The sequence below is a fragment of the Vulcanimicrobium alpinum genome, from assembly GCF_027923555.1.
Classification (GTDB): domain Bacteria; phylum Vulcanimicrobiota; class Vulcanimicrobiia; order Vulcanimicrobiales; family Vulcanimicrobiaceae; genus Vulcanimicrobium; species Vulcanimicrobium alpinum.
The window spans coordinates 342,160-354,553 of the sequence record NZ_AP025523.1 but is presented as its reverse complement, the minus strand read 5'-3'; the positions used below and the strand labels follow the sequence as shown (position 1 = coordinate 354,553).

Below are 12,394 nucleotides of genomic sequence, written 5' to 3'. Positions count from 1 at the left end.
AAACGTGTTCCTTCAATGGCTGCTCGAGGGCGGCCGCGGCCCCGGCATGCCCGATGAGATCGTCGCCAATCGCAACGCGCGCGGAGAACTCACGGGTCTGGTCTATTACGGCGCGCAGCTCATCGTCGCGGCCGACGATGCCGCGGCGATCGACGCGATCGCCGTCGAGACCCGCAAGCATCCCGGGCTGCGTAGTTTCGTGGGGCCCAAGGACGTCGTCGACGCGCTGTGGGATCGCGTGCGCTCGTGGCACGCTGCCCCGACGCTCGTGCGCACAGTCCAGCCGCTCTACGTGCTCGAACCGCGAGCGCTGCACGATTCCGGGCGCGACGTCGACGTGCGCCGCGCGCGCGACGACGAAGCCGACCTGGTGGCGGAACACAGCGCGCGGATGATCCTCGACGAGCTCGGCTACGATCCGCGCGCGAACCGCGGCAGCTTCGTCGCGAGCGTGCGGCGCGCGATCGCGGCCGGGGCGTGGTGGGTGTGGGTCGTCGACGGAGACCTGCGTTTTCAATGCAACGTCGGCCCGCGCAGCGCGGCGACTGCGCAGGTGCAAGGCGTGTGGACGCCGCCCGAACAACGGGGACACGGGTATGCGACGCTCGCCCTCGCGGCGGCGGCGCGCCGGCTGTTCGCCACGGAGACGACCCTCTCGCTGTACGTCAACGACTTCAACGCGCCGGCGATCGCGCTCTACGAACGGCTGGGGTTTACCCGTGCCGGGACGTTCACGACGTACCTCTTTCCGTGATCCGCGCGCTGCTGCTCGACGGGATCGCGGTCGCGCTTGCGATCGTCGCCGCGGCGGCGCCGCTCCCGGCCGGCTGGATCGAGCACGGATATGCGAACGGGCTGTTCGCGGCGATGAACGCCGCGTTCGTCCCGCTGACCGACGCGGTGCCGTTTCCGCTCGGCGACCTCGAGGCGCTCGCGGTGCTCGCTGCGCTCGCGGCGTGGTGGGTGCGCGCGCTGCGCGGTGCGCCGCGCGGACGGCGCCTGCGAACTGCCGGCGCGCTGACCGCGCACACGATCGCCTGGGTCGCCGTCGGCGTCGTGCTCTTCGAGGTGCTGTGGGGCTGGAACTATCGCCGGGCGACGATCGCGCAGCGCATCGAGCTCGCGCCGCAGGCCGTCACCGACGCGCGCGTCGCGGAGTTCAGCGCGCGCATCGTCGCCATCCTCAATCGCGACGTCGTGGCCGCGCACGCGGAGACGCTCGACCTTGCAAAGCTGCGCGCAGCCTACGCGCCGCTGATCGCGCGGCTCGGCGACCGGTGGGAGGTGCGCGTGACGCGGCCGAAGCCCACGATCCTCGAACCCTATTACGAGGCGGCAGGGATCGGCGGGCAGTACTCGCCGTTCGCGTTCGAGACGCTGCTCAACGCTTCATTTCTGCCGTTCGAGGTGCCGCGCGCGCTCGCACACGAGTGGGCGCATGTCGGCGGCTTCACCGACGAGGGAGACGCGAACTACGTCGGCACGCTGGCGTGCCTGCGTTCGAGCGATCCACTGATCCGGTATTCCGGTGCGTATTGGACGTACGGCGAACTCCCCGAGAGCGAACGCCGCAAACATCGGCTCGATCCGCGCGTGGTCGCCGACTTCGATGCCGGCCGCGCGCGGTTTCTGCGCCACTATCTGCCGCAAGTGTTCGCGATCCAGTGGCACCTCTACGACCGCTACCTGCGCAGCAACGGCGTCCGCGGCGGCGTCGCGTCGTATGGGTATTTCCTGCGGCTGCTGGTGGGGACGCAGCTCGACGCGGACGGTTTGCCGCGCGTCAAGGCGCCGAGCGCGCGAGCGCCGGCGCCAAGCGCCGCGCGTTCTCGCGCGTGATCGCGTCGAGGGCGCCCGGCGAGAGTTCCATCGCCTCCAGCGCGCGCAGTTCGCTGTCGTACGCGTGCGGGATGTTGGGCCAGTCGGTGCCGTAGACGATCTGGCCGGCGGCGCGTTCGATCGTGTCGTGCGGAAAGAACACGTGCATCGGCGACTCGCGCGCGAATACCATCGTCGTGTCGAGAAAGAGCCGCGGCTCCTGCGCAGCCATCTCGATATAGCGCAGCGAATCGGGGACGCCGAAATGCGCGACCACGATCCGCAGGCGCGGGTGCGCCGCGAGCACGCGCGCGATGCGGGCCGGGCCATCGTGCGTGTCGTCGGACCACGGGATCGCGCCGACGTGCACGAGGACGAACCCCTCGGCCGCGGCGACCGCATCGAGCACCGGCGCGAAGCGCGGATCGTCGAGGTGCAGGCGCTGGACGTTCTCGTGCACCTTGAGCCCGATGCATCCGTCGCGCAGCGCCTCGCGCATGTCGCCCGCCGGATCAGGATCGTCGAGGTGGACGGTCGCGAGCGCGAACGCCCCCGCGCCGAGATCGCGCGCGGTCTGCGCAAGCCACGCGTTCAGTTCGCGCGAGATCCCCGGCTTGTGCGCGTACGAGCAGAAGACGAACGTCTCGACGCCGGCGTCGCGCATCGCCTGCGCGACCGCGCGCGGCTCGGTCGGATGATGCTGGATCTCCCACGGGCTGCGCTCCGCGAACCAGCGCCTGATCGCCGCGAACAGGCGGGGCGGGTGGAGGTGCGTGTGCACGTCGATCATCGAGCCGAACAACCCCCCGCAACCGTCGCGCGGTTGTGGATTTTTCTGAGAGGCATGAACACGCCTGACGATATCGCACGCACCGCGTCCGTCCACTGGACGGGCGACATCGCCAAGGGTCGCGGCACGATCGCCGCCGGGAGCGGGAAGGTCAACGCCGAGTACTCGTTCGGAACGCGCTTCTCCGGCGACCCCGGCACGAATCCCGAAGAACTGCTCGCCGCCTCGCACGCCGCCTGCTTCTCGATGGCGCTAAGCCTCGCACTCACCCGCGCAGGCCATCCGCCGAAGTCGATCGACACCATCGCGAACGTCAACCTTCACAGATTGCCGGACGGCTTCGAGATCGACCGCATCCACTTGACGACGAAGGTGAGCGCCGAGGGCTTGGACGCGGCACAATTTGCCGAACTCGCGAACGGTGCGAAGGCCGGCTGCCCGATCTCCAAGGCGCTGGGCGCAGTGAAGTCGATCACGCTCGACGCCGCGCTCGTTCCGTAAGCGACCGGTGCGCTCTCCTTGCCAGGATTCAGGCGACGGAGGGCGCACCTTTCGGAAGCAATGCAATCCGCGAAGCCCCATATTCCCGGCTGGGTGACGTTTACCGGCCTCGCCGTCGTCCACCTTGGCGCGCTCTGCGCGTTCATCCCAGGCACCTTCCACTGGAGCGCGCTCGTCGTCATGGTCGCGCTCTACTACGTGACCGGCGCTTGGGGGATCACGCTCGGCTACCACCGGCTCCTCACGCATCGCAGCCTGAAGGTCGTCAAGCCGGTCGAATATCTGGCGGCGATCCTCGGCACGCTGGCGCTTCAAGGCGGCCCAATCGAATGGATCTCGACGCATCGCGCGCATCACGCGCACACGGACAAAGAAGGCGATCCGCACGACATCAATCGCGGGCTGTTGTGGAGCCATTTTGAGTGGCTCTACCGCCCCAACGAAGCGCGGCTCTCGCCGGCTGAACAGGCCCGGCTCGCGCCCGACCTCGCCGGCGATCGCTTCTATCAGTTCCTCGAGAAGACGTACCTGCTGTGGACGATCGTGCTCGGGGTCGCGCTGCTTGCACTCGGCGGCGTCTCGTGGCTGGTGTGGGGCGTTTTCGTCCGCATCGTGCTCACGTATCATATCACGTGGCTGGTCAACAGCGCCGCGCACCACAGCGGCTACCAGTCGTTCCGCACCGGCGACAAGTCGACCAACAACTGGTGGGTCGCGATCCTCGCCTGGGGCGAGGGCTGGCACAACAACCACCACGCGTTCCCATTCTCGGCACGCCACGGCCTGCGCTGGTTCGAATTCGACGCGACGTGGTGGACGATTAAAGTCCTCGCGTGGCTGAAGCTCGCGCGCGACATCAAGCTTCCGACGCCGGCGATGCTGCAGCGCCTGAAGCTCGAGACGCAGCGCTTCCCCGTGCGCGAACAGGCATAACCCGAAGCGAACCTTCTGCTTGCCGTGACCGGGCCCGAATGGCGCGCGTTTCTCGAGGAGTGGAGCCGCGAACTGCTCGCGAGCCCTGATTCGCGGTACTACGATCTGCCCGCCGGCGTCGCGCAGTCGGGATGGATGGGATTCGCACCGGCAACGCCCGAGCAGATCGCGAGGGCGGAATCCCGGCTCGGACTTGCGCTCCCGCCCTCGTACCGCGCCTTCCTCGCAACGAGCAACGGCTGGCGGCAAACCGGGACATTCGTCGATCGCATCGTGCCGGTCGACGAAATCGAGCGGCTCGCGACGCATCACTGCGACGTGATCGATGGGTGGCGGTGGTCGCCGGACTTCGCGTTTCTCGACGACGCCGTCGCGTTGAGCGAGAGTACGCAGCCGGATATCTATCTGCTGAACCCGCGTGTCGTCGACGGCGACGGCGAGTACGAAGCGTGGATCTTCGGCACCGACGATCCGAAGGCGTTTCCCTCCTTCGCCGCGCTCATGGTGCACGAGCGCGACACGTTCCGTCGCGTCGAAGCGCAGGCGGGACGCACACTTCGCACGCCCGACGACGTCGCGCACGCCGAGCGCAAACTCGACGGTCTCCTCGACGAGCTCGAAAAAACGGCGCGCACCTACGCCCAGATCGCGCTCTATCGGCAGGCCGCTGCCGTGTTGAACGACGCCGCAGAACGCGTTCGCGCACTGCAGCGAAGCGGTTCCGACGCGCAAAGCACGATCGCACAATTGCGCGCGATGGCCGACGAGGCAGACGCCGAGGCGCGCAAGCGCGCACCGGTGCAGGGTGGTGCGCGCTCCGCTTCGGCGACGTTCGAGCTGGCCGCGAACTTCCTTCGCGGCGGCGGTGCGGGTCAGGGGCCGGGATACCTGAAGGTCGCCGGCATCATCCGCTGGTTCCTAGCGCAGTAACCGCAGCCGGCACAGATGGCGGGAACGTGTCGGAATCGAACCGACCAGCCGCCTTGCGACGGCCTCACCGGTTTTGAAGACCGGGCGGGCCACCAGACCCGTACGCTCCCACGCGTTGAAATCTATGGCTTTTTCGCCGGCGACCGGCCACCTTGAGCCGCCCGACCCGATTTGCTACCATTGCGCACCCTCGCCGTATCCCCAGGAGCGCTCGTGTCCACAGAATCACCCGCAACGTTGCTCGGCGCGTATCGCCGGTTTCGCAACGATGAGACGTTTCGCGCGGAGCACGAACACGCGCTGTACGAGATGCTCGTACGTTATCCGGAGCTGACGCGGCGGGGCGTGACCGGTGTCGAGGAACAGCTCGCGGGGATCGATGAAAATGCGTCGCCGCCGTCATCGAGGACGTGGAACGTCGGGATGACGGCGCCGGAGGAGCAGGCGTACTGCGAGTGGTTCGCCTCGCATCTGTATCTCGGCGCGGGCGCATGGATCGAACTCGGAACGTTCCTCGGCTCGCTCACCATTCCGTCGGCACTCGGTCTTGCGGCGAACCCGCGGCGCGCCGTGCGGAACCGACGGATCCGCGCGTTCGATCTGTTCCAATGGGATGCTGTCATGACGGCGAGCGTGAAGGGTACGCCGTTCGAAGGCCGCTGCACCGAAGGCGAATCGTACGAAGACCTCTATCGCGCGACGATCGCGGACGTCGCGGATCGCGTCGAGGTGCACCAGGCGGATCTCGTCTGGTACCGCTACGACGGTGAGCCGATCGAGTTTCTCATGGTCGACGTCATGAAGCACGAATATCTCGTCGCCAACGTGCTCGGTCAATTCTTCGGACACGTGCTGCCCGGTATCGGGCACGTCTTTCATCAGGACTACCTGCACTTCTACGAGGGCTGGATCACGCTGAGCATGTACCGGCTCCGCGACTACTTCACGCCCGTGTGCGAAGTGGGCGCGGCTGTCGCGTTCCGCTGCGAGGAGCAGCCGCCGAACGCATCGCTCACCTTTCCGCTGGATTCGAAGAAGATCGATGCCGCGTGGATCGACGAGGCCTTCGCGTGGAGCCGATCGGTCATTAGCGAACAGCATCATCACGAGGTCGCGGCGACGCACGTCATGACGCTCGTCCACGCGAACCGTCTCGAGGACGCTGCGCGCGCGTATCACGCCGGTGCCGCCCGGTACCCCGGGTCGTACTCGTTCGCCTGGATGACCGACTATCTCAAGACCGATCGGAATCTCGTCTTCTGACCCCGACCCACGGCTCGGTCAGGACTTCGGTCCCAACGGCCGATGTAGTAATTGGGTAAAATGGCCCTTTCTTAACCGTCTGTCAACGCCTCGGCAAGGGGGCGTCGTGGTAGGGTCGGTTGAGGACTCGCCTCGCCGCGACGGAGTGCTCGAGGATACGTAGAGAGGAGATCGGGTGAAGCTGCGGCTTCGCCAGCGGATGACGGTTTTGACCGTCGTCCCGCTTGCGTGGGTGTTCGTTCTGCTGCTCAGCTTCGCTTGGATCGAGGCTCAATCGACGCGCGCGGCCGCTCAGGAACGGGCCTCGGCCGCCGTGGTCATGCAGAGCCAACGGGTCCTCGGGGCCGTGGAAGCAGCCGAAACGGGCGCCCGCGGCTACGTCGCGACCGGGGAGACCAGCCTCACCGCACCCTACCGCAACGCCGCGTCGAGCGTCCCGGCCCTCCTCGCCGACCTGAAGAACTCCGTCGCCGACGAGCCGGCCCAGCGCGCCGCGCTCGGCGGCATCCGCGCGTCGGCGCTCGCTCAGCTCGCCGCGAGCGGCGACGAGATCGCGGCGATGAGCGCCGGGCAGCAGTGGCGCGCCGCGGCACTGCTCGCGGCGCCCGCCTCGGCCGCGCGCCTGAGCTCCCTGCGGAAGGCAATCGCAAATTTCGAAGGGCGCGAAGTGGCGGACAATGCGGCGCGCAGCGACGCGGCCTACAGAATGTGGTTCCGCTGGGCGCTCCTGCTCATTCTCGGCTCGGCAGTGGTCGGCGCCGTCACGGTCCTGCTCAACCGAGTCTTCACCACCGGCGTCATCAACCGCCTCGCCCTGCTCGCCGATCAGATCCGGCGCGTGCGCGGCGGCGAGACGCTCGTCGAGCGCGTCGGCGGCAACGACGAGGTCACGGCGGTCGAGAACGAGTTCGTCGGGATGACGTTCGAGTTCGCGCAGCGACAAACGGCGCTGGCGCGCTACCGCATGCTCTCCGACGTTACCACCGACCTCATCTTCTTCACCGATCGCGCGACCCTGCGCATCATCGAAGCGAACGAGGCCGCCGCGCAAGCCTACGGCTACACGCGCGAAGCGATGCGCTCGCTGATCATCCAAGACCTGTGCGCACCCGACTCGCCGGCGATGTACTTCACCACGCCGCCGCCCGACAACGATCGCGCAGCCCTGCTCTTCGAGAGCATGCACCGGCGCAGCGACGGCACCACGTTCCCGGTCGAAGTCGCGTCGCAGAGCGCGACGATCGACGGTCAGCACGTCATCATCTCGACGGTTCGCGACATCACGGAACGCCGCCGCACGCAGCTCGAACTCTCGCGGCTCCTCGACGAAGCGCTGCAGGCCTCGCGCCTCAAGACCGAGTTCGTCGCGACGATGAGCCACGAGATCCGCACCCCGATGAACGGCGTCGCGGGGATGATCGATCTCCTGCTGCACACCGATCTCACCGAGGATCAGCGCGAGTTCGCGACGACCGTCAAGGAGTCGGCCGACTCGCTGATGGTCATCATCAACGACATCCTCGACTTCTCGAAGCTCGAAGCGGGCCGAGTCGATCTGGAAGCGGTCGACTTCGAGGTCGCGCACGTGATCGAGTCGGTCGTCGCGCTGCTGAACATGTCGGCGAAGCAGAAGGGTCTGGCGATCTCGCTGAAGATTTCGCCGCGCATCCCCGCACGGATCAGCGGCGATCCCGCCCGCCTGCGCCAGATTCTCCTGAACCTCGTCGCCAACGCGGTGAAGTTCACCGAGCGCGGATCGATCACGATCCGCGCCTCGGTCGAGAGCGCCAGCGACGACGCGCTCGTCCTGCGCTTCTCCGTCGCCGACACCGGTCTCGGAATTTCCGAAGAGGCGCAGGGACGGCTTTTCCAGCCGTTCGTGCAGGCCGACGGCTCGACCACGCGACGATTCGGCGGCACCGGGCTCGGCCTATCGATCTCGCGCCGCCTCGTCGAGCTCATGGGCGGACGCATCAGCCTCCAAAGCACCGAAGGGAAAGGCTCGACGTTCACCTTTACCGCGCGCTTCCGCAACGCGCTCGCCGGAGAGGGCATCCCTCTTGCGCCCAAACAGCGCGGCCGTCTGCTCATCGTCGACGACGATCCGGAGATCCGCGACGTGCTGCAGCGGTATGCGTCGTCGTGGGGCTTCTCCGTGCGTCACGTCTCGAGCGCGCCGGCGGCGCTTACCGCGCTCATCGACGCGACCGGCGAAGCGCGGCCGTTCGACATCGTGCTGATCGACTGCGTCCTGCCGCGGATCGACGGGCTGGGACTGGTGCAGATGATCCGCGACGAGCCGCGCAGCGGCGAGCCCGCAACGATCATGATGACGGCGTACGACGCCGCGACGCGTCGCGAACAGGCATCCGCCGCCGGCTGCGCCGCGTATCTCGTCAAGCCGATCGCACCCTCCGACCTCCACGACCTCATCTCGTCGGTGATGAGCGAACGCCGCATCGCCGCGCTCCCCGCCGGCGCCCTTCCGCCGCCGACGCCGGCCGCGTTGCCCCGGCCGTCGGGACGCGCGCGCATCCTGCTCGCCGAAGACACGCCGACGAACCAGCGCGTCGCGACGCTGCAGGTCCAGCGGCTTGGTTACGCCGTCGACGTCGTCAACGACGGGAGCGAAGCGGTCGAGGCCGTCAAATCGAACAGCTACGACCTGGTGCTGATGGACTGCCAGATGCCGGTGATGGACGGCTACACCGCGACGCGCCGCATCCGCGAACACGAAGTCGAGACGGGACGGCATATCACGATCGTCGCGCTCACCGCGAACGCGCTCGAACGCGATCGCCGCGCCTGTTTCGATGCCGGGATGGACGCGTATCTCGCCAAACCCCTGCAGTCGGAAGCACTCAAGGACCTGCTCGAGCAGTGGCTGCCGCATGTCGATCCGGTTGAGGCAACCGCATCGTGATCGCTGCCCTCGTCGACGACGTCCGCGCCAACCTGCTGATCTACGAACACGTGCTGGCGCGCATCGCGGGGATCCAGACGCGCTCCTTCACCTCATCCGCCGACGCGCTGGCGTGGTGCGAAGTCACCGAGCCCGATCTGCTCGTGATCGACTACCGCATGCCGACGCCGAACGGGATCGAGTTCATCCAGCAGTATCGGATCATGCGTCCCGAGAGCGAAACGCCGATCATCATGATCACCGGCGATTTCGACCGCAGCGTGAAAAATCGCGCGCTCGAACTCGGCGCGACCGACTTCTTGAAGAAGCCGACCGATCCGGTGGAACTGCAGGCGCGCGCGCGCAACCTGCTCGCGCTGCGCGAGAGCCGCCGGAAACTCCAGGCGCACGCGCACTCGCTCAAGGAAGACATCGCACGCGCGGTTGCCGACATCACCGCGCGCGAGGAGGAGACCATCCACCGGCTCATGCGCGCCGCGGAGTTCCGCGACGAGACGACGGGCCAGCACATCGTCCGCCTCGGCCACTACGCCGCCGCGATGGGGCAGGCGCTAGGGATGAACGCCGAGGAGCAGCGCCAACTGCTGCTGGCGACGCCGATGCACGACATCGGCAAGGTCGCGATCCCCGACAGCATCTTGCTCAAGCCCGGCCGCCTCACCGCGGCCGAGATGGACATCATGCGTCACCACGCGGAGGCCGGCTACGACATCCTCAAAGGCAGCAACTCGAAGGTGCTGCAGATGGCGGCCGACATCGCGCTCGGCCACCACGAAAAATGGGACGGGTCGGGCTATCCGAACGGGATTCGAGGCGAGTCGATCCCGCTGAGCGCGCGCGTGTGCGCGGTCAGCGACGTGTTCGACGCGCTCACGTCGGACCGCCCCTACAAGTACGCGTGGACGGTCGAGCGCGCGTTCGCGGAGATCCAGCGCCTCGCGGGCCTCTCGTTCGATCCGAAGCTGGTCGCGCTGTTCTTCGAAATACGGCCGCGCATCCTCACGATCAAAGAGCAGTTCGCCGACGATCCGGTCGAAGTCGCACTGGCGCGCAGATGATGCACCTGCCGGATCTCAACTACGCGCGTCTGGACGACATCACCGGCGGCGATCCCGAGATGAACGGCGAGCTCGTGCGCATCGTCGTCGAAGACGCCGCCTCGGCGATCGACGCGCTCGCCGCCGCCCTCGACGCGCGCAACACCGAGTCCGCCGCATCGCGCGCCCACCAGCTCAAAGGGATGTGCGCCAACGTCGGCGCCGAGCGGCTCTCCGAGGCCGCGCTGCGTGTGGAGCGTGCCGTCGCCGGGGGTGAGTGGTCGGCGGCGCTCGCGCTCAGCGACGACGTCGCGGCCGCGTTCGCCACGCTGCAAACCGCCGCCGCCGAACTCTAAGCGCCCGCTCTCTCCCCCGCCCGACGTTTTCCCGGAGCACCTTCCGGGCACGTAGCGTCCGCGGGCTTTCCGGCAAACGGAAGGCGATGCGCGAAAGGTGGGAGACGCAGGTATGGCTGGTTTGCTCTGGACGATCATCGTGGTGCTCTTCGTTCTCTGGTTGCTCGGGTTCGCGATCCACATCGGAGGCAGCTTGATCCACTTGCTGTTGGTCGTGGCACTCGTTCTGCTCGTGTTCAACATCGTCACCGGGCGCGGCGCCCGAGTCTGACCGCGGGGGCGCACCGGGACCTCGTCCGGTGCGCCCGATCACCGCACAACCTCGACTCGCGGCGCGATGGTGTGGGTACCCTGACCGAGGTTTCGCATGCAACAGACCACCCAGACCCCGTACGTTGACGACGCGCCGGTCACGACGACCGGGTTTTCCAGCGTCGAGTTCGCCGAAAATCCGGAGCCGCGCTGCGCGTGCATCCTGCTGCTCGACACGTCGGGCTCGATGCAGGGCGAGCCGATCGCCCAGCTCACGCTCGGACTGCGCTCGTTCAAGGATGAGCTCGCCGCCGATCCGCTGGCTTCGAAACGGGTCGAGATCGCGGTCGTCACCTTCGGCGACGGCGCGCAGCTGCTCGCCGATTTCGCCGACGCCGGTTCGTTCGAACCCCCGGCGCTCGCCGCCGGCGGGCTGACGCCGATGGGCGCCGCGATCCGCGACGCGCTCGGACGGCTCGCCGCGCGCAAAGAGTCGTACCGCACCAACGGCATCGCGTACTACCGGCCGTGGATCTTCCTCATCACCGACGGCGAGCCGACCGACGATTATCTCGCCGCGGCGCAAGAGGTACGCGCCGGCGAAGAGCGGGGTGCCTTCTCGTTCTATGCCGTCGGCGTCAACAACGCCAACATGACGAAGCTCGCGCAGATCGCGCCGCCGAAGCGGCCGCCGGTGAAACTCGACGGCATGCGATTCCGCGACCTGTTCGTGTGGCTCTCGAAGTCGATGCGCACCGTCTCGCGCTCGTCGGTCGGCGACAAGGTGAAGCTCGAACCGCTGGGGTGGACGACGACCCAGACGTGAGCTGGCGATTCGTCGACGGCTTCGCCGCCGGCACGTCGCACCTCGACGCGGAGACGCCGTGTCAGGATCGCTCCGCGTGCCGCGTCGTCGCCGTTCCGGGCGGTGACGTACTGGTCTGCGTCGTCTCCGACGGCGCCGGAAGCGCCGCGCATTCCGACGCGGGCGCGCAGGCGGTGTGCGACGTCCTGCTCGCGCAGGCCGTCGACGCGGTGCACGGCACGCACGGGCTCGATGCGATCGGCGACGACGACGTCGCGGCGTGGTTCGCGCTCGCGCGCGAACACGTGCGCGCGCTGGCGCGCGAGGCGGGCTGCGAACCGCGCGAGTATGCGGCGACGGCGCTGCTCGCGATCGCCGGCGCCGACGGCACGATCTGCGCGCAGATCGGCGACGGCGCGATCGCGCTGCGCGAGCGACCCGGCGCGCCGTTCGAGATCGCGGTCTGGCCGGAGAACGGCGAGTACGCCAATCACACCTACTTCGTCACCGACGACGATGCCGGCGAGCACGTGAGCCTGCGGCGCTTCGCGCCGGCGCGCGACGTCGTTGCGCTGACCGACGGCCTGCAGTCGCTGGCGCTCGAGTTCGCGAGCCGCAGCGCCTTCCCGCGCTTTTTCGAACCGCTCGTCGAGACGGTCCGCGACGCCTCGGCCGACGACGGGGCGCTGCGCGACGCGCTGATCGCCTATCTCGGCTCGGACGCGATCAACGCTCGCACCGACGACGACAAGTGCCTCGCGATCGGATGCCGGATCGGGACATGAG

General features: G+C 67.9%; 13 protein-coding genes and 1 tRNA gene. 12 read left to right on the top strand and 2 right to left on the bottom strand.

Annotated features, from left to right (window positions below):
* Positions 1-4 precede the first annotated feature (4 nt).
* Positions 5-754 carry a GNAT family N-acetyltransferase gene (locus WPS_RS01725; RefSeq protein WP_317996139.1) on the top strand — a complete coding sequence of 250 codons (750 nt, stop codon included), beginning with the start codon at positions 5-7 and terminating at the stop codon, positions 752-754.
* Positions 751-1,839 carry a DUF3810 family protein gene (locus WPS_RS01720; RefSeq protein WP_317996138.1) on the top strand — a complete coding sequence of 363 codons (1,089 nt, stop codon included), beginning with the start codon at positions 751-753 and terminating at the stop codon, positions 1,837-1,839. Before WPS_RS01725 ends, WPS_RS01720 begins: the two co-directional genes overlap by 4 nt.
* Here WPS_RS01720 and WPS_RS01715 read toward each other — a convergent pair.
* Positions 1,784-2,608, bottom strand: a complete 825-nt coding sequence (locus WPS_RS01715) for an amidohydrolase family protein (protein ID WP_317996137.1) — start codon at positions 2,606-2,608, stop codon at positions 1,784-1,786. The two genes, WPS_RS01720 and WPS_RS01715, sit on opposite strands and share 56 nt — an antisense overlap.
* A 54-nt stretch (positions 2,609-2,662) precedes the next feature.
* On the opposite strand from WPS_RS01715, the gene WPS_RS01710 reads away from it, so the two are divergent.
* The 3 genes from WPS_RS01710 to WPS_RS01700 are packed head-to-tail and all read left to right on the top strand — an operon-like array spanning position 2,663 to position 4,972.
* The gene (locus WPS_RS01710) at positions 2,663-3,109 is read left to right on the top strand and encodes an OsmC family protein (RefSeq protein WP_317996136.1); all 447 of its coding nucleotides are present in this window, start codon (positions 2,663-2,665) and stop codon (positions 3,107-3,109) included.
* A 60-nt stretch (positions 3,110-3,169) separates the two neighbouring features.
* The gene (locus WPS_RS01705; protein WP_317996135.1) at positions 3,170-4,042 is read left to right on the top strand and encodes an acyl-CoA desaturase; all 873 of its coding nucleotides are present in this window, start codon (positions 3,170-3,172) and stop codon (positions 4,040-4,042) included.
* 24 nt (positions 4,043-4,066) lie between these two features.
* A complete protein-coding gene (locus WPS_RS01700; RefSeq protein WP_317996134.1) occupies positions 4,067-4,972 on the top strand; it encodes an SMI1/KNR4 family protein in 906 nt (301 codons plus the stop codon).
* A 16-nt stretch (positions 4,973-4,988) separates the two neighbouring features.
* Here the strand turns inward: WPS_RS01700 and WPS_RS01695 are convergent.
* Positions 4,989-5,082, bottom strand: a tRNA-Sec gene (locus tag WPS_RS01695).
* Between the two features lie 103 nt (positions 5,083-5,185).
* Here WPS_RS01695 and WPS_RS01690 point away from each other — a divergent pair.
* From WPS_RS01690 to WPS_RS01660, 7 genes are all read left to right on the top strand, one after another.
* Positions 5,186-6,235 carry a hypothetical protein gene (locus WPS_RS01690; RefSeq protein ID WP_317996133.1) on the top strand — a complete coding sequence of 350 codons (1,050 nt, stop codon included), beginning with the start codon at positions 5,186-5,188 and terminating at the stop codon, positions 6,233-6,235.
* Between the two features lie 175 nt (positions 6,236-6,410).
* Complete coding sequence (locus WPS_RS01685) at positions 6,411-9,158, top strand: response regulator (protein WP_317996132.1); 2,748 nt, start codon at positions 6,411-6,413, stop codon at positions 9,156-9,158.
* Positions 9,155-10,216, top strand: coding sequence for an HD domain-containing phosphohydrolase (locus WPS_RS01680; protein WP_317996131.1), 1,062 nt, complete (start codon positions 9,155-9,157; stop codon positions 10,214-10,216). The genes WPS_RS01685 and WPS_RS01680 overlap by 4 nt, the downstream gene beginning before the upstream one ends.
* Positions 10,213-10,551, top strand: coding sequence for an Hpt domain-containing protein (locus WPS_RS01675; RefSeq protein WP_317996130.1), 339 nt, complete (start codon positions 10,213-10,215; stop codon positions 10,549-10,551). The genes WPS_RS01680 and WPS_RS01675 overlap by 4 nt, the downstream gene beginning before the upstream one ends.
* Before the next feature lie 121 nt (positions 10,552-10,672).
* Positions 10,673-10,822 (top strand): lmo0937 family membrane protein, encoded by a 150-nt coding sequence (locus WPS_RS01670; RefSeq protein WP_405054983.1) that lies wholly within the window; start codon positions 10,673-10,675, stop codon positions 10,820-10,822.
* Positions 10,823-10,918: 96 nt separating this feature from the next.
* Positions 10,919-11,629, top strand: a complete 711-nt coding sequence (locus WPS_RS01665; RefSeq protein WP_317996128.1) for a vWA domain-containing protein — start codon at positions 10,919-10,921, stop codon at positions 11,627-11,629.
* Positions 11,608-12,393, top strand: coding sequence for a PP2C family serine/threonine-protein phosphatase (locus WPS_RS01660; RefSeq protein ID WP_317996127.1), 786 nt, complete (start codon positions 11,608-11,610; stop codon positions 12,391-12,393). The genes WPS_RS01665 and WPS_RS01660 overlap by 22 nt, the downstream gene beginning before the upstream one ends.
* Position 12,394: the final 1 nt, after the last annotated feature.